This window comes from Leifsonia sp. 22587 (assembly GCF_052044215.1).
Lineage (GTDB): Bacteria > Actinomycetota > Actinomycetes > Actinomycetales > Microbacteriaceae > Leifsonia > Leifsonia shinshuensis_C.
The window spans coordinates 144,594-167,625 of record NZ_JBQENB010000001.1; the positions used below are offsets into that span (position 1 = coordinate 144,594).

Here is a 23,032-nt window from a genome sequence, read left to right on the forward strand (position 1 = left end):
CGGACCCCGAGCCCGCACCGGGCCACCCCGCGCCGCCGCGTGAAGATTTGTGCCAAATCGCGGTTATGCGACGCTCATAACCACGATTTGGCACAAATCGTGAAAGGTCATGCGCGACGGGGCCGCGCGACGGGCCACACGCGACGGGCCGCGCGAAGCGCCGGCCGCGACGGCGTCAGCCGAGCCGCGGCGTGCGCGGCGGCTCCGTGCGGCGGCGGCCGGTCGCCTCGAAGGCGGCGGCCAGCCGCAGCAGGGCCGCGTCGTCGTAGGCTCGGCCGGCGAACGTCAGGCCGACGGGCATCCGTGTGTCCGTCATCGTCCCCATCGGCACGGTGACCGTCGGGATGCCCAGGTGCCGCGGCACAAGGTTGCCGTTCGCGACCCAGACGCCGTTGCGCCAGCCGAGGTCGGCGGAGGCCGGGTTCACGTCCATGTCCGCCGGGGCGACGTCCGCGACCGCGGGGAACACCACGGCGTCGAGGCCGAGCCCGTCCATCCACTCCTCCAGGTCGACGCGGCGCGTCTCCTCCAGCCCGCGCAGACCGGACTCCAGCTCCGGGATGCTCTCGAGCGTCGTTCCGGGATGCGCACGCACCCAGGCGGGGTAGTCGGCGATGTCGTCCTCGAAACCGTCGTACCGGTCGGCGAGTGCGCCCTCCGGGTGCGGGAAGATCCGCGCGCCGTCGACGTCGGCCAGCGTCCGCAGCGCGGGGTCGCCGTTCGCGGCGAGGAAGTCGTCCCACGCCCACGCCGACAGGTCCACGATCTCGCGCCGCAGGTACGCAGGGCTCACGAGGCCTCGCGTCGCGATGGTCGGTGCGCCGGGACGGTCGCCCTCGTAGTTCGACACCGCCGGGAAGTCGACCTCGACGACGGTCGCGCCCGCGGCCTCCAGGTCGCGGCGCGCCGCCTCCCAGAGCGCGATCACGGAGTCGCGCGTCTCGATGCGCCGCCCCGTCAGGCCGCCGATGCCCGGGCGCTCGGCCGTGCCGGCGTCCGGGTCGGCGTTGATGTACATGCGCGGGATGCCGATCCGGCGTCCGCTGAGCGAGGCACCCTCCGCGAGCGCCGGGTACGACGACGGCCGCAGCTCGGAGGCGCGCGGGATCGGCACCCAGGGCTGGGCGCGCCAGAAGTCTCCGCGGGTCTCGGTGTCGTCGGCGACGATCACGTCGAGCACCTCGAGCAGGTCTGCCATGGTGCGCGTGTGCGGCACCACCACATCCATCGTCGGCACGAGTGGCCAGTTGCCGCGCACCGAGATGACGCCGCGCGACGGGGTGTAGGCGCACAGCGCGTTGTTGGATGCAGGCGCCCGGCCGGACGACCATGTCTCCTCGCCGAGACCGAAGACGGCGAAGCTGGCGGCGGTCGCCGTTCCGGACCCATTGGAGGATCCGGACCCGAACGCCGCCGTGAGGTAGTCCCCGTTGTACGGGGACTCGGCGCGACCGTAGACGCCGCGCTGCATCCCCCCGTTCGCCATGGGAGGCATGTTGGTGAGGCCGAGCAGGATGGCGCCGCCGGCGCGCAGGCGCTCGATGGTGAACGCGTCCCGTTGCGCGACGAGGTGCTCGAATGCGGGGGACCCCGCCGCGGCGGTGAGCCCCCGGGCGAGGTAGCTGTCCTTCGCCGTGTACGGGATGCCGTCCAGCGGTCCCAGGGTCGCTCCGGCCGCCCGGCGGGCGTCGGATGCGCGGGCCTCATCGATCGCGTCCGGGTTGCGCACGACGACCGCGTTGAGGCGCGGGCCCGCGGCGTCGTATGCGTCGATCCGCGCGAGGTACGCCGTCACGAGCTCCTCGCTCGTCGTCTCCCCGGCCTCCAGCGCTCGCCGCAGCTCGGCGATCGGTGCCTCCACCACGTCGAACGTCATCGGACCGCCTCCACCGCCGGCTGCTGCTGGGTGATGCAGTGGATGCCGCCGCCGCGGGCGAAGATCGGCCGCGAGTCGACCATCGTGACGCGACGGCCGGGGTAGGCGGCCTCGAGGATCTCGGTCGCCTCGGCGTCCGCGCGCTCCTCGCCGAAGCCGCATGCGACCACGCCGTCGTTCACCACGAGGTGGTTGACGTAGCTCCAGTCGACGAACCCCTCCTCGTCGCGGAGGGTGGCCGGCGCGGGCAGGTCGACGATCTCCCACGACCGTCCGGCCGCGTCGGTGGTCTCCGCGAGCCTGGCGTGCAGGTCGCGCGACACCTCGTAGTCGGGGTGCTCCGGGTCGCGCTGCGTGTGCAGCAGCAGCGTGCCGGGGGACGGGATGGTCGCCACGATGTCGACGTGGCCGTTGGTGCCGAAGTCGTCGTAGTCGCGGGTGAGCCCGCGCGGCAGCCAGATGGCGTGCGTGGCGCCGATGGTGCGCGCGAGCTCCGCCTCCACCCGCTCCTTGTCGGCGTAGCGGTTGCGGCGCGGGTCGAGCTGCACCGTCTCGGTGAGCAGCACGGTCCCCTCGCCGTCGACGTGGATGCCGCCGCCCTCGTTGACGAGCAGGGAGCTGACGAGCTCGGCGCCCGTCCGCTCGGCCACGAACCGGGCGATCTCGGCGGACTTCCGCCACTCCGCCCACTCCGGGTCGCCCCAGCCGTTGAAGGTCCAGTCGACGGCGCCGAGCACGCCGGGTCGCTCGTCGTCGACGACGAAGGTCGGGCCGAAGTCGCGCATCCAGAACTCGTCGAGCGGCGCCTCCACCTGGTCGACGTGCGAGCCGAGCATTCGACGGGCGCGCTCGCGTTCGATGGGGTCGACGACCATGGTCACAGGCTCGTATTCGGCGACGGCGTGGGCGACGGCCGTCCAGGCGGCGTAGGCCTCCTCGGCGGACGCGGCGTCGTCGCCGAGCGTCAGCCCGGCGCGCGGGAACGCCATCCACGTGCGCTCGTGCGGTGCGGTCTCGGCGGGCATGCGCCAGGTCATCGGGCCTCCATCGGTCGAAGACGACATCTGTTGATCGAATGATCAATAACTCACCCAGAAGGTACCTATACTGGGCGGACCATGTCAAGAGCACCCCGCCGACCGCCCGCGGAGCGCCGCGCCGAACTGGCGACCGCGGCCCGCGACCTGGCGCTGGCCGACGGGCTCGCGGCCGTCACGCTGCGCAGCGTCGCCGGACGTGCGGGCGTCACTCCCGCGCTGGTCGCGCACTACCACCCGGCGATGGATCAGCTGGTCGCCTCGGCGTTCACCGCCGTCGTCGGCGCCGAGCTCGCGGAGGTGCATTCGCTGCTCGCGCCCGCCGAGGGGGCCGTCGAGCGGTTGGCGCTTCTGCTGCGCACGCTGCTCGACGGAACACGCGACGACGTCACGCTGGTCTGGGTGGAGGCGTGGGCGCTGGGGCGTCGCAACGAGGCGCTCGCCGCGGCGGTGCGGGCCCAGATGGACGCCTGGCAGGAGCTCATCCTCGCCATCGTCACGGAGGGTGTCGATGCCGGAGACTTCTCGGCCGACGACCCGGCCCAGACGGCGTGGCAGCTGCTCGGCATGATCGACGGACTGAATGCGCAGGCCTTGGTCCGCTGGGGCGCCGGCGGCGACCGCGGCCCCGTGCTCGCGCACGCCGTGGAGGGGATGCTCGGCCTGCGCCGCGGGGCGCTCGATCGCGCGCTGACACCGTAGGCCGCGATCGAGTCGTGAGTGGACGCTCGAATCTCCGTCGAATGGCGACCATATGTCACCACTCGGCGGCCGCGGCCACGGCCGCCGGGCTCAGCTGATCCAGGCGAGCAGCTCCGCGCGGAACTCGTCGGGCTTCTCGATGTGGGCGGAGTGGCCGCAGTCGTCGAAGACGACCTCGCGCGTCGTGCCGCCGGCGTCCGCGTAGCGGCCGAGCACCGCGCGCGTCTGCGCCAGCATCGGCTGCGGCGGGGCGACCTCGTCGCCCGGCCAGCCCGGGATGATCCCGGCGGCGCCGAGCTGGTTGAGGTCGAAGAAGGACGCGTCGCCGACGATGGCGTCGACCGCGCCGTGGATCCACAGGATGGGCGGCTTCGCAGGTGCGTCCACGATCCCGGACGCGTCGAAGTACGTCGGCGCGAGGGTGTTCAGGATGCCGCGGGTCCCGGGCGCGAATCCGGGCCAGTGCTCCGACGCGCCGGCGTCGCCCGGGTAGTTGTCGGGGCCGGTCGCCGTGGAGAGCATCGACTCCACCCACAGGTCCTCGTACTCGGACTCGAAGCCCGGGGCGACGTACGAGGAGCGGTAGACCGCGCGCGGCGAGGTGGGCGCGTCCTCCGTCGTGTCGCCGGCGGCGAGTCTCGCCACGAAGTCGGGGTTCGCGCCGCCCCCGCCGGTGCCGGAGGCGTCCGGGTTCAGCAGCGAGCCGTCGGCCGCGGTGCCGCCGAAGCCGTACGGCGAGACGGGGGAGACCAGAGTGAGGGTGGACACCAGGTCCGGCCGGTCCAGCAGCAGCTGCATGACCACCCCGCCGCCGAGGCTCCAGCCGACGATGTGGGTCGCGCCCAGGCCGAGGGCGTCCGCCACGGCGGCCACGTCGTCGGAGAAGTCCCGCACGCCGCGGGTCGCATCCACCGGGAGGGTCTCGCTGTCGCCGAAACCGCGCAGGTCGACGGCCAGCGCACGGATGCCCGGCGGGAGGGCCAGCATGAGCGGCTGCCAGAACAGCGACGACGACACGTTCCCGTGCACGAACAGCACCGTCTGCAGCGCGTCGCCGTCGGCGGGCCGCTCCAGCACGTTGGCCGCGTAGCGGTCGGTGGCGATGCGGCGGGCGGTGATGCCCGGCAGCAGGGTTCCGGTCATGCGTGGGTCTCCTTCGGGTCGAGGACGGGCACGACCTGCCGCAGGCCGCCCTCCGTCATCAGGATCGTGTAGTGGTTGACGTCGTGGGCCTCGTGCGCGCGCAGATCCGGGAGGCGCCGGCCCCACTCCTCGACGACGGAGGTCTCGTAGAGGGGCGGCCCGTCGAGCAGGCCACGTGGCGCCCGCACGAAGTCGATGGGCAGCCGCAACCCGGCGAGGGCGTCGGCGTAGCCCGCCGATCCGTCCAGTTCGAGCGCGTTCACCGAGACTGCCGCCGGGTCGACGCTCGAGCGCAGCTCGGGCTCCTCGCCGACGAGGTCGTACGCCACGTAGTCGGCGATCGCCGCGTTCCACCAGGGCCCGATCGCGGGATGCGCGCGCCAGAAGTCCTCGTAGGCCTGCGCCGACGGGAATCGCATGCGCAGACGCTCCAGCGCGGGGCCGAGCACGACGGCAGGCAGGTCCTCCGGCGGCACGCCCTCCGGGAGCGGGATGGGGAGGCCGCCGTCGATCAGCACGAGCCGCTCCACCCGGTCGGGATGCCGCTGCGCGAGCCGGACCGCGACGAACGCGCCCATCGAGTGGCCCGCCACGGTGGTCCGCTCGATCTCCAGGGCGTCGAGCACCCGCGTCAGGTCGTCGGCGTGGTCGTTGAGGGTGAACGGTCCCGGCAGGCCCGCGCTGCGCCCTCGTCCGCGCAGGTCCGGCGCGATGATGCGGCGGTCCGGCAGCGCTGCCGCGGCGAGCATCCAGGCCACGTGGTTCGCGGTGATCCCGTGCACGGCCAGCAGCGGCGCGCCGGTCGCGTGCGGGTTGTAGTCGCCGCCGGCCAGCGTGCCCCCGCGCACCGGGACCGCGAGGGGATGCTCGGCTCCGGTCATCGTGCGCTCCACCCGCCGTCCATGGTGTAGCTGGCGCCGGTGACCATCCCGGCCGTGTCGCCGGTGAGCCAGAGCGCCAGGCTGGCGACCTCGGACGGCTCGACCAGCCGCTTGATCGCCTCCTCCGCGAGCAGCACCTTCTCGAGCACCTCGTCCTCGGGGATGCCGTGCACGCGCGCCTGGTCGGCGACCTGCTTCTCGACCAGGGGCGTCCGCACATACCCGGGGTTGATGCAGTTCGAGGTGACGCCGTGCGGCGCCCCCTCCAGCGCCGTCGTCTTCGACAGTCCCTCGAGCGCGTGCTTCGCGGTGACGTACGCGGACTTGAACGGCGACGCGCGCAGCCCGTGCACGCTCGAGATGTTCACGATCCGGCCGAAGCCGCGGTCGTACATCCCGGGCAGCGCGGCGCGGATGAGGAGGAACGGCGCCTCCACCATGATCCGCAGCATGAGCGCGAAGGTCTGAGGCTCGAACTCCGGGATGGGGCGGACCGTCTGGATGCCGGCGTTGTTCACGAGGATGTCGGTGTCGAGCGTCAGCTCGGCCAGCTCCTCCGTCTTCGAGAGGTCGATCTCCCAGGCGTCCCCGCGCAGCCGGGCGGCGACGCGGCGCGCCTCGTCGCCGTTCAGGTCGGCGATCGTCACCCGCGCGCCTGCCTCCGCGAACGCCTCGGCGCAGGCCATCCCGATGCCGCTGGCGCCTCCGGTGACGAGCGCCCTGCGCCCGGTCAGATCCGTCATCGCGACCTCCTCCCGGCCGCCATCGGCCTCGGCCGCACTCTAACGCCGCGCGCCGGGGGAACGGAAGGGTCGCGGCTCAGTCGTACGAGAGCCCGATGCGCTCCCGGATGCTGTCCAGCGTGCCCATGATCTCGACCGACTGGGTGAGCGGCAGCCGCACGTCCTCGCCGCCGCCCGCCGCGATGAGGCGCTCGATCGCACGAGCCTGGTACTGCATCCCGCGCCCGCTGATCCGGGACTCGTAGGTCTCGACGACGTGACCGTCGGAGGCGACGACGCGGAACGACGTCGGAGCGTAGAACGTGGCATCGAGTTCGACGCGCGCGTCGGTGCCCACGATCACGGCGCTGTTGTCGCCCACGGCGTCCAGGCCGGTCGTCAGCGCCGCCTGCGCGCCGGACTCGTAGCCGAGCAGGATGGACGTCTGCCGGTCGACGCCGGTGTCGGTCGGGATCGAGAGGGCCAGCACCTCGGACGGCGCGCCCAGCACATCCCACGCGAAGGACACCGGGTAGATGCCCAGATCGAGCAGCGCCCCGCCGCCCAGCGCCGGGTTGAGCATGCGCCCGAGCGGGTCCGGGTTGGTGCGCTGCCAGTGGTGGGCCGCCACCGACCGCAGCTCGCCGAGGGTGCCGTCGCTGATGATCTCCTGCAGCCGCTCCATGTGGGGCAGCCACCGCGTCCACATGGCCTCGAGGGCGACCAGGCCGCGGGAGTGGGCGGCGTCGGCGATCTGCTCGGCCTCGGCGCGGTTCATCGTGAACGGCTTCTCGACCAGCACGTGCTTGCCCGCGGCCAGCGCCAGCAGGGCGTTGGGGGCGTGCTGGGGATGCGGTGTCGCGATGTACACGACGTCGACGTCGGGGTCCGCGACAAGCTGTTCGTAGCTGCCGTGCGAGCGGGGGATGGCGTGGGCGGCCGCGAACCGCGCCGCCGACTCCGGCGTCCGCGAGCCGACGGCCGCGACGGTGTGGCCGTCCAGCTGAAGGTCGCGCGTCATGGCCGCTGCGATGCCGCCGGTGCCGAGGATGCCCCACGCGGGGGAGGAGGTCGTCATGCGGTCATCGTACCGACGCGTCTCACTCGCGCAGCAGCGCGCGCAGCGTGCCGATCGTGTCCGCCTCGCCCGCGTCCTTGTCGTCGCGGTAGCGCTTCACGCGCGCGAACCGCAGCGCGATGCCGCCCGGGTAGCGGCTGGAGCGCTGCACGCCGTCGATCGCGATCTCGACGACCGTGGTCGGCGCCACCCGGACGGTGCCCGCCGTGCGCCGCACCTCGATCTCCTGGAAGTGCTCGGTCTGCCACGCGAGCAGCTTGTCGGTGAGGCCCTTGAACGTCTTGCCCACCATGACGAAACCGCCCGGCTCGCCGAACGCGCCATCGGGGTCGCGAGCGCCGAGGTGGATGTTCGACAGCATCCCCTGGCGGCGCCCCGAACCCCACTCCACGGCCAGCACGACCAGATCGTACGTGTGCACCGGCTTGACCTTCACCCAGCTCGACCCGCGGCGGCCGGCGGCGTAGAGCGAGTCGATCGCCTTCACGACCACGCCCTCCTGCCCAGCGGCCAGCGCGTCCCTCGAGACCCGCTCGGCGACCTCGGGGTCGTCGGTGATCTCGCCCGGGATGCGATGCTCGCCCGCCACCCGCTCCAGTTCGGCGAGCCGGGTGGAGAGCGGCTCGTCGAGCAGGTCGCGGCCGTCGACGTGCAGCACGTCGAAGAACCAGGGATGCAGGGCCGTCTCGCGCGCGGCGTCCGCGCCGAAGCGCGACATGGTCTCCTGGAACGGACGCGGCGCCCCCTCCTCGTCGAGCGAGAGGGTCTCGCCGTCGAGGATGACGTCGCGCACCGGGAGCCGGCGCACCACCTCGACCACCTCGGGAAGGCGGTGCGTGATGTCCGCGAGGTTGCGGGTGAAGACGCGGACGTCGTCCCCGTGCCGGTGCACCTGGATGCGCGCGCCGTCGAGCTTGTACTCCACCGAGGCCCGGCCCGTCGTCGCGAGCGCGTCGGTCGGCGTCGGAGCGGAGGCGGCGAGCATCGGGAGCACCGGGCGGCCGACCTCGAGACCCACCGCCTCCAGCTCCTCGGCCGTTCCGGTGAGGGCGAGCCGGGCCGTCTCACCGAGGTCGCCGGAGAGCATCGCGGCCCGCCGCACGACGTCGCCGCTGCGGTCGGACGCGCGGGCGATCGCATCGGTCAGCACGCCCTCCAGGGCGCCGGTGCGCATCTCGCCGAGCAGGACGCGGGTCACGAAGTCCTGCTCGCGGGCGGTCGCCCGCGACGAGAACTCCTGGAGGACGCGCGTGCGCTCGGCGGCGGATCCGGTGCCGGACAAGGCCGCGAGCCGGTCGAGCAGCGCATCCAGGTCGTCGACGGTGAGCGACGGCTCGGCGGAGGGCTCGCCCATCGCGCCGCTGAGCCCGCGCCAGCCGACTCCGACGCGCCCCTGCCGCGCCTTGCCCACGAGGAAGCCGACCGCCGGGGCGATCTCCTCGGGCGCGAGCCCGCCGAGCAGCGCGGCCAGCGCATCCACCTTGGCCAGCCGGGACCGGGTGGAGGCGACGGTCTCGGCCGTGGTGACGAGCGCATCGAGGAGCACGTGCCCATCCAACCACCGGCCTCCGACGTTCCGGGGTCGTGACCGATGTCCCGGGACCGCCTTAGGCTGCATCCATGAACCCCGTCCACAACCTCGACGCGGCCTTCGCCCTCATCCCGGACCCGTGGCAGCCCCATCGCCTCACCAGCGTCAACGACTACGACGTGAAGGTGGCGCGCCTGCGCGGTGAGTTCGTCTGGCACGCGCATCCGGAGACCGACGAGCTGTTCCTGGTCATCGAGGGTCGGCTCACGATCCAGCTGCGCGACGGCGACGTGGAGCTCGGCCCCCACGACGTGTTCGTCGTTCCGCGCGGGGTCGAGCACCGGCCGCGTGTCGACGACGGCGACGCCCTGGTGATGATGGTCGAGCCGGCGGGCACGGTCAACACGGGCGACAACCCGGGGGAGCGCACCGCCGAACTGCGCGAGCTCCCCGCGGACTGATCCCGCGCTCAGACGGTGGCGAGGAACCCGGAGATCACATCGAGCGACCCCGGCACGATGCGGTAGTACGCCCACGTGCCGCGCTTGCTGCGGGAGAGGAATCCGGCCTCACTGAGCACCTTGAGGTGGTGCGACACCGTCGGCTGGGAGAGGCCGAGCGGCTCGGTGAGGTCGCAGACGCACGCCTCGCCGTCGGCGTGCGCGGCGACCATCGACAGGAGCCGGAGCCGCGCGGGATCGGCGAGCGCCTTCATGGCGCGGGCGACCGAGACCGCGTTCTCCTCGCTGATGACCTCGCGGGTGATGGGCGCGCAGCACGCCTGCAGGTCGCGGAGGGGGAGCAGCTCGGTGATGGCCATGGGGAGATTCTCGTCGCTATATTGACAGTCGTCAATGTATGTGTTCATCCTGTGTTCATCGACAAACGTCGATGAAGGAGGTAGAAACGACATGGATTGCTGCGAGACCGACGTGTGCCAGCCGCTTCCGGACGGGTCCTGCCCGCCCGACTGCTGCTGACGCACCGGGCCGCCGCTCTTCCGGGGCGGCGGCCCGACCGCCACCCCGACCGCCGACAGGAAGACCCGATGACCGCATCCACCCGCCCCACCGTCCTGTTCGTCTGCGTGCACAACGCGGGCCGCAGCCAGATGGCCGCCGGCTACCTCCGCGAGCTCGGCGGCGACCGCGTCGAGGTGCTCTCCGCGGGCTCTGAACCGGGCGACACGATCAATCCGGTCGCCGTGCAGGCGATGGCCGAAGAGGGCATCGACATCGCCGGGTACACGCCCGCGATCCTGACCACGGATGCCGTGCGCGAATCCGACGTCGTCATCACGATGGGCTGCGGCGACGCGTGCCCGATCTTCCCCGGCAAGCGCTACGAGGACTGGGAGCTCACCGACCCGGCCGGACGCCCGATCGACGAGGTGCGTCCGATCCGCGACGAGATCAAAGCGCGCGTGTCGACGCTGCTCGAGGAGCTCCTTCCGGCCTGAGCGGCGCGGATGTTCGCAGAACCCTCTCGCGGATGTCCCCTTTCCGTCGGCGCACCGGATCGCCGCGCTATCGTCGTCTCGTCCACTTCCCCCTCTGCAGACAGGCGACGCGTAATGCCGAGACAGGAACGCGCCGAGCGAACGCGGGTCGCCATCCTCGACGCCGCGGCCGCCGAGTTCGATGAGCACGGGTACCAGGGCGCGCGGCTCGAGCGGATCGTGGAGCGCACCGGGTCCACCAAGGGCGCGGTCTACTTCCACTTCAAGTCGAAGCTCGACATCGCCCGGGCGCTGGTCGACGACAAGTACGGCAACTGGCCGGTCATCATCGGCGAGGTCGCCGAGTCGGGCCTCCGGGGGCTCGCGGCCGCGGAAGAGCTGACGCAGCGCGTGGCCGCCGTGTTCGTGCGGGAGGTGCGGGTGCGGGCGGCGATGAAGCTCTCGCAGACGCTGTTCCCGCCGATGGTCGAGCAGAGCCCGTACGACCGCTGGATCCTGGTCATCGGCGGGCTGCTGCAGCAGGAGATCGACGACCGGGGACTTCGTGACGTGGATGCGCGGGAGCTCGCCACGGTGGCGGTGCACTCCTTCTTCGGCGCCTACATGATCGCCGACGAGCTCGGCACGCTGGACGGATTGCCCCGGGATGTGACCCGCATGTGGGATGCGCTGCGCCCGGCTCTCACCGCATCCTGAGCCGTCGGGAAAGCGGTTGTTGCGGTCAAACCGGTAAGTCAGTATGTTTTAAGCCGGGGAAATCGACGGCTGTCTGCGCCGTCACTTGGGGGAGTGCGCCCCGTCTCGTTCTGGAGTCGGGGCGCGCCCCGGCGCCCGTTCTGCCGGCCTACTCGGCTTCGCCGCGACGGGCGCGCGACCGGCGCACGCGCCGGACGATCAGCCAGGCCAGGGTCAGGCCTACGGCGGCGTAGATCACGACATCGAGGTATTCGGTGTAGCGCTCGACCAGGTGGTACTGCGTGCCGAGGGCGAACCCGGCGCCCACGAGCAGGGCGTTCCACAGCAGCGTCCCGGCCAGGGTGAAGAGCGCGAACCGGCCGAACGGCATCCGGGTCGCGCCGGCCGGCAGGGAGATGAGGCTGCGGACCAGGGGCACGAGCCGGCCGAAGAACACCGCACCGCGGCCGTGGCGGCGCAGCCAGTCCGCCGACGTGCGGAAGTCGCTCTCGTCCACGAGCGGCAGGCGGGCCAGCAGCCGCACCGCCCGATCCTCGCCCAGTCTCCGGCCGAGCAGGTAGAGCACGACGGCCCCCGCGAAGCTGCCGAGCGTCGCGGCGAGCAGCACCAGGACCACGTTGAGCGAGCCCTGGAAGGCGAGGAACCCGGCGAACGGAAGGATGACCTCGCTCGGGATGGGCGGGAACACCACCTCCGCGAGCGCGCAGATGCCGACCCCGACCTCGCCGAGCGCGGTCATCACGCGGGCGGCGGCGCCCGCGATGCCGCCGAGGGCTGCCGGGTCGGTGGAAGAGGGGGAGGCGGTCGGAAGGGCGAGGGCGAGCGTCGTTCCGGTCATGTGGACGACGCTACCCACGGAGGATGGGAGACCCGTGGATGCTGTACTCGCCCGGGCGCGCTCAGCTCACGCGGACGAACGTCTGCTGCCAGCCGGTCGACCCGTTCGGGGCGATCGGCTCGCGCTTCTGCTCCTGCATCCGGCCGGCGCGATCGGTTGCGCGGACCGAGAGCGTGTGGCTGCCGCTCGTCGCCTGCCAGTCGAGCGACCACTGCACCCACGTGTCGGCGTTGATCGGCGTCGAGAGCTTCGCCTGCTGCCAGTCGCCGCCGTCGATCTTCACCTCGACGCTCCGGATGCCGACGGTCTGGGCCCAGGCGACCCCGGCGATCTTCGTCGGACCGGCGGCCACCGGCTTGTCGACGCGCGGGGTGTCGATGCGGCTCGACAGCTTGATCGGCGCCTTGGCGCTGTAGCCGCGCGGCGTCCAGTACGCCTGGTCGGCGGCGAACGTCGTCACCTTCAGCTCGGTCAGCCACTTGGTCGCCGAGACGTACCCGTAGAGCCCGGGCACGACCATCCGCACCGGGAAGCCGTGCTCGAGCGGCAGCGGCTTGCCGTTCATGGCGACCGCCAGGATCGCGTCGCGGTTCGCATCCGTCAGCGCCTGCAGCGGCGTGCTCGCGGTGAACCCGTCCGCGCTGCGGGACAGCACCATGTCGGCGCCCGAGCGGGGGCGTGCCATGGCCAGCACGTCCCGCACCCGGACGCCGAGCCACTTCGCCGTGCCGACGAGGTTGCCGCCGACCTCGTTCGAGACGCAGGTCAGGGTCACGGAGTACTCGTCCAGTCCCATGTCGAGGAGGTCCTGGAAGCTGAGCTCGACGCGCTTCTCGACCATCCCGTCGACCGTCAGCTTCCAGGTCGCCGGGTCGACGGAGGGCACGGTGAGCGCGGTGTCCACCCGGTAGAAGTCGGCGTTCGCGGTGAAGAGCGGGGAGATGCCCGGCACGTCGAGCTCCGCGCCGGCGGGCACCGTCACGCGAGAGCGCGGGGCCGGGAGTCGGACCGCCGCGCGGATCGCAGCGATGGACGAGGTCGCGGCGGAGCCGAGCCGCGACCCCACGCCGGCGACGACGGCTCCGACCGCCGCGACGCCGGTGAGCACGAGGAAGCGGCGGCGGTCGACGCCCGCGTCGGCGGCGCCCGCCGCGCGCGCGTCGCGCCAGCGGCGGAGGCGCCCGATGAGGAACGTGAGGAGGAGCGCGCCGGCGACGGCCCCCACGGCCGACGGCAGCGCGGAGAGCAGCGTCGCGCCCGTGCGGGTCAGCGTCGCCACGACGGCGACGACGCCCGCGACCGCGAACAGAGCGGCGCCGAGCCGGCGGCGCCACAGCTCCAGCACGCCCGCGACGGCGGCGGCCACGAAGACGGCGAGCCCGAGCGAGGCGAGCAGGAACAGCTTGTCGTTCGAGCCGAACACCTCGATGGCGAACTCCTTCGCCCAGCGCGGCACGATGTCGATGACGAACGAGCCGACGGCCAGGATCGGGCCGGCGTCCCTCACGGTGACCAGGGCGACCAGTTCGGCGACGGCCAGGAACACCCCTCCGCTGACAGCGCCCGCGAGGGCCGCCCAGAGGATGGTGCCGGCCCTGTTCTTCGTGCGCTGATTCATCACGCTTCTGGTTCGTGACCGGGGGTGCCGCGGATTGGTCCAATCCGATTCCGCCGCCATCCCGAACCCCTGATGACCGCCACAGCGGTGGCCTCTTGATCAGCAGCATCCCTTGAAGGAGAACAATCATGCGAACCACTGCCCGTCTCGCAGCGGCCGGCCTGCTCGCCGCCGCCGCCCTGGCCCTGACCGCCTGTTCGTCCGGAGCCGGCTCGGCCACGAACGACAAGTCCAGCGCTCCGATGGAGTCGTCCAGCCCGTCGGCGTCCACCATGGACCCGGCCGCCGACCTCGTCGGCCCCGGCTGCGCCGCCTACGCCAAGCAGGTCCCGTCGGGCTCCGGCTCGGTCGCCGGCATGGCCGAGGACCCGGTGGCCACCGCCGCGAGCAACAACCCGCTGCTGACCACGCTGGTCGCGTCGGTCTCCGGCAAGCTCAACCCGAACGTCAACCTGGTCGACACCCTGAACGGCGGACAGTTCACCGTCTTCGCCCCGGTCGACGACGCGTTCAAGAAGATCGACCCCGCGACCATCGACACGCTCAAGACGGACGCCGGCGCTGCGACGCTGACCTCCATCCTGACCTACCACGTGGTGCCCGGTCAGCTCTCCCCGAAGGAGATCGTCGGCACGCACAAGACCGTCGAGGGCGGCGACGTCACGGTGACCGGCTCGGGTGACTCGCTGAAGGTCAACGACGCCAACGTGATCTGCGGCGGCGTCCACACCGCCAACGCGACCGTCTACCTCATCGACTCGGTGCTGATGCCCCCCGCGAAGTAACTCTTCGCTCCTCTCGGCGCCCCCCGTCGAGTACACGAAAAGTGCACGCTTCCGGCTCCGGAAGCGTGCACTTTTCGTGTGCTCGACGGAGGGGGGAGGGCGCGGGTCAGCGGAGGAAGCGAGTGAGGGCGGCGGTGAGGGCGGCCCGGGCGTCGGCGTCGGAGATCGTGGCCTCGTCGTCGCCGGGCTGGTGGCCGTAGTCGCCGAACTGGGCGTGGTTCATCCCGGCGATCTCGACCAGTTCGGCGTCCGCGGGAAGCAGGTGCCGGGCCGCCGCGATCTTCGCCGGGGTGCTGAGGCCGTCGCGTCCGCCGCCGATCGACAGCACGCGGAGGTCGGAGTTGCTGAGGTCGTTCGCGCAGTACGACCCGAAGAGGATGAGTCCCTCGACCTCCGGGTCGTCCGCCAGCTGGCAGGCGCGCACCCCGCCCAGGGAGTGCCCGCCGACGTACCAGTGATCCACGTCCTGCGCGTGACGCGTGGACGTGCTCAGCGGGCGCTGGTCGAAGAAGGCCAGGTTGAGGGTGGGTTTCGTGATGACGACCGTCAGCCCCGTCTCCTCCACGGCTCCCGACAGCTTGGACAGGTAGGCGTACGGGTCGACCAGCGCCCCCGGGACGAAGACGAGCCCCGTCCCGGATGCTGCGCCGGTCGGCTCCATCACCACCGCATCCCCCGCATCGTGGATGCTGACCGCCGGATTCCGCCACGCCTCCAGCGCCGCCGCCCGGTCGCCCATCATCGGGGTCGACGCCCAGGCGAGGAAGCCGACGACGACGAGCGCGACCACGGAAACGATCGCGATGGCGACGTTCCGGATGGCGCGCGGAGTTCTCCTGGACGCGTTCACGCACGTAGCGTACCCTGACAGTAAGCCTGCTGACTAATCACTTGGCAAGGGAGTTCGCATGTCGTCTCGCACGCGATGGGCCGGGCTGGTCTTCATCAGCATCGCCGTGGCGCTGATCATCGTCGACTCGACGATCGTCAACGTCGCCATCCCCTCCATCGTGGACGAATTGCACATCGGCTCCACCGGCGTCCAGTGGGTGCAGGAGTCGTACACCCTCGTCTTCGCCGCCCTGCTGCTGGTCTTCGGCACGCTCGCCGACCGGTTCGGCCGCCGCCGCATGATGCTGACCGGCGTCGTCATCTTCACCCTGGCGTCGGTCGCGGCCGCGCTCGCACCGACAGGCCCGTTCCTGATCGGCGCGCGGCTGGTGCAGGGCGTCGGCGGCGCGATGATCCTGCCCACCACGCTGTCGCTCATCAACGCGGGCTTCCGCGGCAAGGAGCGCGCCCTCGCCTTCGCCGTCTGGGGCTCCACGATCGGCGGCATGACCGCCCTCGGACCGCTGCTCGGCGGCTGGCTGACCACCGCCTTCTCCTGGCGCTGGGCGTTCGGCATCAACATCCCGCTCGGCATCATCATCGTGATCGGCGTGCTGGCGACCGTGCCCGAGTCGCGCGACACCCGCAACGCGGAGAGCGTGGACTGGGTCGGCGCGCTGCTGTCCGTGATCACCAGCGCGTCCCTCGTCTTCGGGCTCATCGAGGGACGCACCTACGGTTGGTGGCTGGTGGACACGCGTCCGTCGATCGGCGACTGGACCTGGCCGTTCGCCCTGTCGCCGGTGCCGATCGCCTTCGCCGTCGCGATCGTCGGCGGCGTGCTCTTCGTGCTGCGCGGCCGCGCCCGGTTGAAGGCCGGCCGGAGCACGATGCTCGCGCTGGACCTGTTCCGCATCCCCTCGTTCCGCAACGGCAACATCGCGGCGACGATCGTCGCGCTCGGTGAGTTCGGCATCGTGCTGGCGCTGCCGATCTGGCTGCAGAACGTGCTCGGCTACAGCGCGCTCGACACCGGCCTGATCCTTCTCGCGCTCGCGACCGGCTCGTTCGTCGCCAGCGGCTTCGCCGGAGCGTTCGGCAACCGCATCCCCGCGGTGACCGTCGTGCGCGTCGGCCTGGTCGCGGAGATCGTCGGCGTCGCCGGGCTCGGTCTGGTGATCACGGCGACCACCCCGTGGGGCGCGCTGCTGCCCTTCCTCTTCGTCTACGGCTTCGGCGTCGGTCTCGCGACCGCGCAGCTGACCGGCGTCGTGCTCCGGGATGTGCCGGTCGACCAGAGCGGGCAGGGCTCCGGGACCACCAGCACGGCCCGCCAGATCGGTTCGGCGCTCGGCATCGCCGTGCTCGGGACGGTGCTGTTCGCATCCACCACGGTCGCGCTGGACAACAGCCTGCAGGACCGCGGGGTACCGGCCGCGCAGCGCGACCAGCTCGTCTCCGCGGTCGTCGACAGCTCGGGCGCCGCGATCGCCGGCCTCGAGAAGGATCCGCGCACGGCCCCGATCGCCGCGGTCGCCAAGACCGCGTTCAGCGACGGGACGCGCTGGGCCGCGTTCTCGGCGGCGGGATTCCTGGTGGTCGGCCTGGTGGCGACGCTGTCGCTGGGAAGTGGGCGGCGGCGGGAGGACGAGGATGCGCAGGGCGGCGAGTCACCGTCCGATGCGCCGGTGGCGGAAGCCGCGCCGGCCGTCCCCGCGGCCGCTGCGCCCGCGGCGGCCGGAGCATCCGGCGACGCGACTCCCCGCTCGGAACTCACGGCCGACGACGTCGCGTCGATGGTCCAGCGTCTCGCGGACGCCCTCGAGGCCGACCCGCAGCTCGAGCGGGCGGCCGCCGCTGCGAAGCGGCTCGACCGCCGATCGCGCGCGCTGCTGACCCGCTTCTTCAGCGACCTCGCCCGCGACTGACCGCTCAGGGGCGCGCGCCGCCGCATCGCGCGCCGCCGTACCGCGCACCGCCGCCTCGGAGGTCGCTCAGTCCCGCGCCTCCTGCACGTCGCGCGCCTTGAGCGTGCGGTAGGTGGTGACGGGATGCGTCCCCAGCACGATCTTGCCGCGCGAGTGCAGGTTCTGCAGGTCGTCGTAGGCGTACGCGATCTCGTCCAGCGGGTAGAAGCCGGAGATGAGGAGCGTGAACGCGCGCTCGTCCGCCAGCTGGGCCAGCCGCGCGAGCTGGGCGCTGCCGTGGGCGACCGTCTCCGGGTCGTCTTGGAGCAGCCGCAGCTCGGTGTCGCGGCGGTCCGCGCTGGACCGGTAGCGCGACGGCGGCACGCCGAGCGACTCGGCGAGCGCACGTCCGTCCTGGCCGAAGTTGTCGATCAGGCAGGTGACGCCGTTCGGGGCGTGCTCGCGGATGCGGTCCTCGATGCCGTCGCCGTAACGCACCGGCTTGATCCCGAGCTGGCGCAGGTAGTCGAAGTTGCGGTCGCCGCAGGTGCCGATCACCCGCGCGCCGCGGTGCTTGGCGAGCTGGGCCTCGATGCTGCCGACCGCGCCGGCGGCGGCCGAGACGACGACGGTGTCCGTGTCGCCGACGCGCAGGTCGTCGAGCGTGTCGAGTGCGGTGACGCCTGCGAGATAGAGCCCGCCCGCGACCTCCCAGGCGACGTGCGGCGGCTTCGGCACGATGGCCGCCGTCGGCACCACGAGGTACTCCGCATGCGCGCCGGTCCGCACGTGACCGATCACCTCCGCGCCCCGCCGGAAGCGGCCCGCGGCATCCGGCACCACGACGATGCCGGCGAAGTCGCTCCCCGAGGCCCGCGGGAAGGGCTCGTCGGCCCACGCCTCCTCACGGCCGCTGCGGATGAAGCCGTCGATGTGGCTGATCCCCGTGGCGACGACCTCGACGATCACCTCGTCGCGTTCCGGTGTCCGCAGCGGGCGGGTGCGCTTCTCGAGCACATCCACGTCGCCGTTGCGGTCGTACTCGACCACCATCGTGTCGCTGTAGGTCTTGGCCATCGTCGGTCACTCCTTCTCGCGCTGCTCTAATCGTCCGGCAACCACAGTTCGCCCGGCCGGTACGATCCGAAGCTCCACTCGCGACCGCCCGGGTCGAGCACGCGAGCGCGGCGGCCGCCCCATTCGGTGTCTCCCGGAGGGAAGACCTCGGTCGCGCCCGCCGCGATCGCACGGGCGTACGCGGCATCCACGTCGGGCGTGACGAGGTAGACGCCCGCGCCGGTCGAGACGCCGACCAGCGGGGGAGGAGGCTGCGTCGTGTCGGTGCCGAGCATCACGACGGTGTCCTGCCACCGCAGTTCGCAGTGGACGACCGTCCCGTCCGGTGCCTGCTGGCGCTGCAGAACGTCGAACCCGACCGCCTCCAGCCACTCGATCGCCGCAGCGGCGTTCCGGTAGCTCAGGTAGACGGCCGACGAGATCATCGGTCCAGCTCTGACCCCTGCGCCTGGGGCGGCCGCGCCCGCAGGTCGGAGCGGATTCCGTCGAGCACCGCGTGGACGGAGACCCGCTTCGTCTCCGTGTCGACGATGTTCGCGGGCACGGTGACGATCAGCCCGGACTGGTAGAAGGCACGGATGCGGAACCCGCCGGCCCACGAGCTGTCGGACTCGTTGTCCGTCTCGGATCCGCCCGACAGCTCGAAGCGCAGCAGACCGGTACGGCTCTCGACGCGCGTGACGACCTGTGCGCCGGGCGTGCCGTCGTCGATGACCTCGCTGGCCACGACGATGGTGTCGGTGAAGACGCCGACGCGCAGCGTGACCGTGGAGAGCCCGGACGCTGCCGCGGCCCCCAGGTAGATGATGCGCTCGTCGCCGACGGCGAGCTCCAGCTGGCGCAGCAGCACCGGGTACCAGTCGGGGTTCGTGCCCAGCAGTTCCACCAGGCCCCGCTCCGCGTGAAGCAGTGCTCGGAGCTGCTCCTGGATCGTCGCGGTGTCCGTCATCGGGTGCCCTCCTCGTGAGCCGTGGCGCGTGTTCGACGCCCCGCTCCCAGCGTATCGCTAGCCAGGCTAGAAAAGCGATCTTCTCGTGTTCCGGATGCTGAGAACACGAGAAGGGGAGGGGCCGGCCGGCCCCTCCCCTTCGGCGCGGGATGCGATGCGTCAGCGCCGCGGGTCGTTCCGTCCCGGCGCCCCCGCCGCGAGCGCGAGGGTCTGCTGAAGGGCGGTGTACTCCGGCTTCGGCTGCAGGTTCTCGTCGTAGATCGTCGCGGCGCCTTCGCCCGCGAACACGCCCGGCACCCACGAGTACGCGTCGCCGAATCCCCAGACCGTGTAGGACAGGCACGAGCGCACCGCCAGGCAGGCCTGCAGCGTCGACGTGTACCCGCCGACCTGCGCGTTCTGCTCCACCGGCGTCACCGGCAGAGTGGTCCGCACATCCACCTCGGTCTCTGCGACCTTGAGCCCCAGGTCCGAGAACCGCTGCAGGTTGCTCTGCAGGTCCGGCAGCGGGTACTGCGTGTCGAGGTGCGTCTGGAACCCGACGCCGTCGATCGGGACGCCCTTCGCCTTCAGGTCGCGGACGAGTGCGTAGACCGCGTTGCTCTTCGGTCCGGTGAACTCGATGTTGTAGTCGTTGTAGAAGAGGAGCGCCTTCGGATCGGCCTGGTGCGCCCAGCGGAACGCGTCCTCGATGTAGCTCGGCCCCAGCTTCTGCAGCCAGATGCTGTCGCGCAGCGTGCCGTCGTCGTTGAACGCCTCGTTGACGACGTCCCACTGCCAGATCTTCCCCCGGAAGTGCGTGACCTCGTCGATGACGTGCTTCTTCAGGATGGCGCGCAGCTGGTCGGCGCTCATGGACGGCGCGGCGGCGGTCAGCCACGCGGGCAGCTGGCTGTGCCAGACCAGGGTGTGTCCGCGCACGAGCTGGTCGTTCTGCTCGGCGAAGGCGACCAGCCGGTCGGCGGCGGACCAGTCGTAGGTTCCCTGGGCGGGCTCGACGACCTCCCACTTCATGACGTTCTCCGGCGTCACCGACGAGAACTGCGTCGCGGTGATCGACCGGTAGGCGTCGTCGGATGCGAGTGCGTCGGTGTTGACGGCGGTCCCGATGCGAAGACCGGACTGCGCGGCGAGCGCTCGCAGCGAGGTGTCCTGCCCGGGATTGTGGTGGCCGGCCGGCGTGGATGGGGTGCCGGCGAAGGCGGCGCTCTGGGTGAGGATGACGGCTCCGGCCCCGATCACCGCGGTGGCGACAAGACCGGCTCGAAGACGTGATGTCACGCTGATACTCCTTTGTATGCGTCGGGCTCCGGCGAGCGTCGGTGCCCGTCCCGAATTTGTTGCGTCATCCACCCAATGCCGCCCCCGAACGGGTGTCAAAAGTTTTGGAAAAGCCGTGTGCGCTGTGGGAAGCCCGCGCGCCCCGTTGGGTGCGGTGACCTGTCGCGGCCCTCGATTTGTGCCAAATCGCGGTTATGCGCCGCTCAAAACCGCGATTTGGCACAAATCGTGCGAGCGGTGAGGGGCCCGCCCGGGAATGCCTTCGCGGACCGCCGGTTATATAGTTAGCGCATATAAACAATCGACTCCACGTACTGGCACGCACACCGACAAGGACTCCCGTGGCTCGCACCGGCATCTTCACCAAGGACCACCCGCACTACCGCTGGGTGGCGCTCTCGAACACCACCCTCGGCATGCTCATGGCGACGATCAACTCGTCGATCGTCATCATCTCGCTGCCCGCCATCTTCACCGGCGTCAAGCTGAACCCGCTCGAGCCGGGCAACGTGTCCTACCTGCTCTGGATGCTGATGGGCTACATGCTCGTCACCGCCGTCCTCGTCGTGATGTTCGGCCGGATGGGCGACCAGTTCGGCCGCGTGCGCATCTACAACCTCGGGTTCGTCATCTTCACGCTCGCCGCGATCGCGCTGTGCCTCGACCCGTTCACCGCCGGGCCCGGGGCGCTCTGGCTGATCGCGTGGCGTTTCGTGCAGGGCATCGGCGGCGCCATGCTGTTCGCCAACTCGACCGCGATCCTCACCGACGCCTTCCCGGCGAACAAGCGCGGCTTCGCACTCGGCCTCAACCAGGTCGCCGCGATCGCGGGAAGCTTCATCGGCCTGATCCTCGGCGGCGTGCTCGCCGAGATCGACTGGCGTGCCGTCTTCTTCGTGTCGGTGCCGTTCGGTGTCATCGGCACCATCTGGTCCATCAAGTCGCTGCACGAGGTCGGCCAGAAGAACCCGGGCCGCATCGACTGGCTCGGCAACGCGACCTTCGGCATCGGGCTCATCGCCCTGCTCACCGGGATCACCTACGGCATCCAGCCCTACGGCGGCTCCAGCCAGGGCTGGGGCAACCCGTGGGTGCTCGGCGCGATCATCGGCGGACTCGTGCTGCTCGCCCTCTTCGTCGTCGTCGAGCTGAAGGTGCCCGCGCCGATGTTCGACATGCGCCTGTTCCGCATCCGGGCGTTCTCCTCCGGCATCTTCGCCGGCTTCCTCGCCGCGATCGGCCGCGGCGGTCTGCAGTTCATGCTGATCATCTGGCTGCAGGGGATCTGGCTGCCGCTGCACGGTTACAGCTACGAATCGACGCCGCTGTGGGCCGGCATCTACATGCTCCCGATCACGATCGGCTTCCTCATCGCCGGACCGATCTCCGGTGCGCTGTCCGACCGGTTCGGCTCGCGCGCCTTCGCGACGGTCGGCCTGCTGCTCGTGGCGGCGACCTTCGTGGGGTTGCTGCTCATCCCCGTGAACTTCGAGTACTGGCAGTTCGCCGTGCTGACCGGCCTCAACGGCATCGGGTCCGGCCTGTTCTCCTCGCCCAACCGCACGGCGATCATGAACAGCGTGCCCGCGAACGAACGCGGGGCCGCATCCGGGATGGCCGGTGTCGCCCTGAACGCCGGAAGCTCCCTCTCGATCGGCATCTTCTTCTCGCTGATGATCGCCGGGCTGTCGGTGGCGCTCCCGTCCGCGCTGACGAACGGTCTGACCTCGCACGGCGTGCCGTCGAACATCGCCGCGCAGGTCGGCAACACCCCGCCGGTGGGCTCGCTGTTCGCCGCGTTCCTCGGCTACAACCCCATCCAGAGCCTGCTCGGCCCGACCGGCATCCTCACCGCTCCGCACGTCGACGGCGCCACGCTGACCGGCAAGGAGTTCTTCCCGCAGCTGATCTCGGGGCCGTTCCACGACGGACTCGTGGTCGTCTTCATCGCCGCCGCCGTCATGAGCGTCATCGGCGCCGTCGCCTCCTTCCTGGGCGGGGGCAAGTATGTTCATGAGGAGGCCGCCGCGATTCCGACGCGGCAGGCCACCGAGGAAGGCGAGGAAGTCGGTGCCCAGCGCGCATGAAGCTGACGAGCGGCCGGCGGCCGGACGCGACGACGATGTCCCCGGCCGCCTGGCCCTGGCCGTGGGGCGGCTGAACCGCCGCATCCGCTCGTCCACGGGAGGGCTCAGCCACGGGCAGCTCTCCGCCCTGTCCACGATCGTGCGCAGCGGTCCTCTCCGGCCCAGCGAGCTCGCCGCGATCGAGGTCGCGGCGGCCCCGACGATCACGCGGATCGTCGCGGAGCTGGAGGCGCGCGGCCTCGTCGAGCGGACCCCCGACCCGGAGGACCGCCGCTCCCTGTTCGTCTCGGGAACCGAGTCGGGCAGCGCCCTGCTCCTGGAGGCGCGCTCGGACCGCGCCCGCGCGGTCGCGGACGTGCTCGCGGAGCTCACCCCCGAGCAGGTCGACGCGATCCGCGCCGCCCTCCCCGCGCTGGAGCAGGCCGCGCAGGTCGCGCCGCCACCCACCGCATCCACCCTCTGACCCCCGAGTCGCGCGCTCCACTCGGCGTCGAGTCGTGACATCTGGTCGCCACTCGACGCGGATTCGCGCAT

23 protein-coding genes are annotated in these 23,032 nt (G+C 71.5%); 8 read left to right on the forward strand and 15 right to left on the reverse strand.

Translation table 11 applies throughout. From position 1 onward, the window contains the following. Nucleotides 1-175 precede the first annotated feature (175 nt). Together ACTJI1_RS00700 and ACTJI1_RS00705 are read right to left on the reverse strand one after the other, a co-directional pair. Complete coding sequence (locus ACTJI1_RS00700; RefSeq protein ID WP_440741144.1) at nucleotides 176-1,876, reverse strand: amidase; 1,701 nt, start codon at nucleotides 1,874-1,876, stop codon at nucleotides 176-178. After that, on the reverse strand, nucleotides 1,873-2,913 hold the full coding sequence (locus ACTJI1_RS00705) for an agmatine deiminase family protein (RefSeq protein WP_440741145.1): 1,041 nt from the start codon (nucleotides 2,911-2,913) through the stop codon (nucleotides 1,873-1,875). The genes ACTJI1_RS00700 and ACTJI1_RS00705 overlap by 4 nt, the downstream gene beginning before the upstream one ends. A gap of 81 nt (nucleotides 2,914-2,994) precedes the next feature. Between ACTJI1_RS00705 and ACTJI1_RS00710 the strand changes: the two genes are divergently transcribed. Further along, nucleotides 2,995-3,615 carry a TetR/AcrR family transcriptional regulator gene (locus tag ACTJI1_RS00710; RefSeq protein WP_440741146.1) on the forward strand — a complete coding sequence of 207 codons (621 nt, stop codon included), beginning with the start codon at nucleotides 2,995-2,997 and terminating at the stop codon, nucleotides 3,613-3,615. Between the two features lie 90 nt (nucleotides 3,616-3,705). Here ACTJI1_RS00710 and ACTJI1_RS00715 read toward each other — a convergent pair whose 3' ends face one another. The 5 genes from ACTJI1_RS00715 to ACTJI1_RS00735 all read right to left on the reverse strand — a co-directional run bounded on the left by ACTJI1_RS00715 (nucleotide 3,706) and on the right by ACTJI1_RS00735 (nucleotide 8,985). Then, nucleotides 3,706-4,758 (reverse strand): alpha/beta hydrolase, encoded by a 1,053-nt coding sequence (locus tag ACTJI1_RS00715; protein WP_440741147.1) that lies wholly within the window; start codon nucleotides 4,756-4,758, stop codon nucleotides 3,706-3,708. Further along, entirely contained in the window at nucleotides 4,755-5,639 is an 885-nt protein-coding gene (locus ACTJI1_RS00720) for an alpha/beta fold hydrolase (protein ID WP_440741148.1), read from the reverse strand. Before ACTJI1_RS00720 ends, ACTJI1_RS00715 begins: the two co-directional genes overlap by 4 nt. After that, entirely contained in the window at nucleotides 5,636-6,382 is a 747-nt protein-coding gene (locus ACTJI1_RS00725; RefSeq protein ID WP_440741149.1) for a 3-hydroxybutyrate dehydrogenase, read from the reverse strand. Before ACTJI1_RS00725 ends, ACTJI1_RS00720 begins: the two co-directional genes overlap by 4 nt. 76 nt (nucleotides 6,383-6,458) lie before the next feature. Next, on the reverse strand, nucleotides 6,459-7,439 hold the full coding sequence (locus tag ACTJI1_RS00730) for a Gfo/Idh/MocA family protein (RefSeq protein WP_440741150.1): 981 nt from the start codon (nucleotides 7,437-7,439) through the stop codon (nucleotides 6,459-6,461). Nucleotides 7,440-7,461: 22 nt separating this feature from the next. Then, nucleotides 7,462-8,985, reverse strand: a complete 1,524-nt coding sequence (locus ACTJI1_RS00735) for an ATP-dependent DNA ligase (RefSeq protein WP_440741151.1) — start codon at nucleotides 8,983-8,985, stop codon at nucleotides 7,462-7,464. Nucleotides 8,986-9,059: 74 nt separating this feature from the next. Here ACTJI1_RS00735 and ACTJI1_RS00740 point away from each other — a divergent pair, with 74 nt between their 5' ends. Then, the gene (locus ACTJI1_RS00740) at nucleotides 9,060-9,431 is read left to right on the forward strand and encodes a cupin domain-containing protein (protein ID WP_440741152.1); all 372 of its coding nucleotides are present in this window, start codon (nucleotides 9,060-9,062) and stop codon (nucleotides 9,429-9,431) included. 8 nt (nucleotides 9,432-9,439) lie between these two features. Here the strand turns inward: ACTJI1_RS00740 and ACTJI1_RS00745 are convergent, their stop codons facing one another. Then, entirely contained in the window at nucleotides 9,440-9,790 is a 351-nt protein-coding gene (locus ACTJI1_RS00745; protein ID WP_440741153.1) for a metalloregulator ArsR/SmtB family transcription factor, read from the reverse strand. Between the two features lie 228 nt (nucleotides 9,791-10,018). On the opposite strand from ACTJI1_RS00745, the gene ACTJI1_RS00750 reads away from it, so the two are divergent. Both ACTJI1_RS00750 and ACTJI1_RS00755 read left to right on the forward strand, forming a co-directional pair. After that, a complete protein-coding gene (locus ACTJI1_RS00750) occupies nucleotides 10,019-10,429 on the forward strand; it encodes an arsenate reductase ArsC (RefSeq protein WP_440741154.1) in 411 nt (136 codons plus the stop codon). A 114-nt stretch (nucleotides 10,430-10,543) separates the two neighbouring features. After that, nucleotides 10,544-11,125: a TetR family transcriptional regulator gene (locus tag ACTJI1_RS00755; RefSeq protein ID WP_440741155.1), complete on the forward strand. Its 582-nt coding sequence runs from the start codon at nucleotides 10,544-10,546 to the stop codon at nucleotides 11,123-11,125. A gap of 148 nt (nucleotides 11,126-11,273) precedes the next feature. Here ACTJI1_RS00755 and ACTJI1_RS00760 read toward each other — a convergent pair whose 3' ends face one another. Continuing rightward, complete coding sequence (locus ACTJI1_RS00760; protein WP_440741156.1) at nucleotides 11,274-11,963, reverse strand: DedA family protein; 690 nt, start codon at nucleotides 11,961-11,963, stop codon at nucleotides 11,274-11,276. 61 nt (nucleotides 11,964-12,024) lie between these two features. Continuing rightward, nucleotides 12,025-13,581 (reverse strand): molybdopterin-dependent oxidoreductase, encoded by a 1,557-nt coding sequence (locus ACTJI1_RS00765; protein WP_440741157.1) that lies wholly within the window; start codon nucleotides 13,579-13,581, stop codon nucleotides 12,025-12,027. A 128-nt stretch (nucleotides 13,582-13,709) separates the two neighbouring features. Between ACTJI1_RS00765 and ACTJI1_RS00770 the strand changes: the two genes are divergently transcribed. Further along, entirely contained in the window at nucleotides 13,710-14,366 is a 657-nt protein-coding gene (locus ACTJI1_RS00770; protein ID WP_310131563.1) for a fasciclin domain-containing protein, read from the forward strand. 106 nt (nucleotides 14,367-14,472) lie between these two features. Here ACTJI1_RS00770 and ACTJI1_RS00775 read toward each other — a convergent pair whose 3' ends face one another. Then, the gene (locus ACTJI1_RS00775) at nucleotides 14,473-15,216 is read right to left on the reverse strand and encodes an alpha/beta hydrolase (protein ID WP_440741158.1); all 744 of its coding nucleotides are present in this window, start codon (nucleotides 15,214-15,216) and stop codon (nucleotides 14,473-14,475) included. Between the two features lie 58 nt (nucleotides 15,217-15,274). Between ACTJI1_RS00775 and ACTJI1_RS00780 the strand changes: the two genes are divergently transcribed. Further along, nucleotides 15,275-17,125 (forward strand): MFS transporter, encoded by a 1,851-nt coding sequence (locus ACTJI1_RS00780; protein ID WP_440741159.1) that lies wholly within the window; start codon nucleotides 15,275-15,277, stop codon nucleotides 17,123-17,125. Nucleotides 17,126-17,191: 66 nt separating this feature from the next. On the opposite strand, the gene ACTJI1_RS00785 is transcribed toward ACTJI1_RS00780, so the two are convergent. From ACTJI1_RS00785 to ACTJI1_RS00800, 4 genes are all read right to left on the reverse strand, one after another. Then, nucleotides 17,192-18,181, reverse strand: a complete 990-nt coding sequence (locus tag ACTJI1_RS00785) for an NADP-dependent oxidoreductase (RefSeq protein ID WP_440741160.1) — start codon at nucleotides 18,179-18,181, stop codon at nucleotides 17,192-17,194. Between the two features lie 26 nt (nucleotides 18,182-18,207). Further along, nucleotides 18,208-18,606: a VOC family protein gene (locus ACTJI1_RS00790; RefSeq protein WP_440741161.1), complete on the reverse strand. Its 399-nt coding sequence runs from the start codon at nucleotides 18,604-18,606 to the stop codon at nucleotides 18,208-18,210. Next, nucleotides 18,603-19,130: a hypothetical protein gene (locus tag ACTJI1_RS00795; RefSeq protein ID WP_310131551.1), complete on the reverse strand. Its 528-nt coding sequence runs from the start codon at nucleotides 19,128-19,130 to the stop codon at nucleotides 18,603-18,605. Before ACTJI1_RS00795 ends, ACTJI1_RS00790 begins: the two co-directional genes overlap by 4 nt. A 159-nt stretch (nucleotides 19,131-19,289) precedes the next feature. Continuing rightward, nucleotides 19,290-20,411: an endo-1,4-beta-xylanase gene (locus ACTJI1_RS00800; protein ID WP_440741162.1), complete on the reverse strand. Its 1,122-nt coding sequence runs from the start codon at nucleotides 20,409-20,411 to the stop codon at nucleotides 19,290-19,292. A gap of 341 nt (nucleotides 20,412-20,752) precedes the next feature. Here ACTJI1_RS00800 and ACTJI1_RS00805 point away from each other — a divergent pair, with 341 nt between their 5' ends. Together ACTJI1_RS00805 and ACTJI1_RS00810 are read left to right on the forward strand one after the other, a co-directional pair. Beyond that, complete coding sequence (locus ACTJI1_RS00805; RefSeq protein ID WP_310131546.1) at nucleotides 20,753-22,498, forward strand: MFS transporter; 1,746 nt, start codon at nucleotides 20,753-20,755, stop codon at nucleotides 22,496-22,498. Continuing rightward, on the forward strand, nucleotides 22,482-22,961 hold the full coding sequence (locus tag ACTJI1_RS00810) for a MarR family winged helix-turn-helix transcriptional regulator (protein WP_440741163.1): 480 nt from the start codon (nucleotides 22,482-22,484) through the stop codon (nucleotides 22,959-22,961). Before ACTJI1_RS00805 ends, ACTJI1_RS00810 begins: the two co-directional genes overlap by 17 nt. Nucleotides 22,962-23,032: the final 71 nt, after the last annotated feature.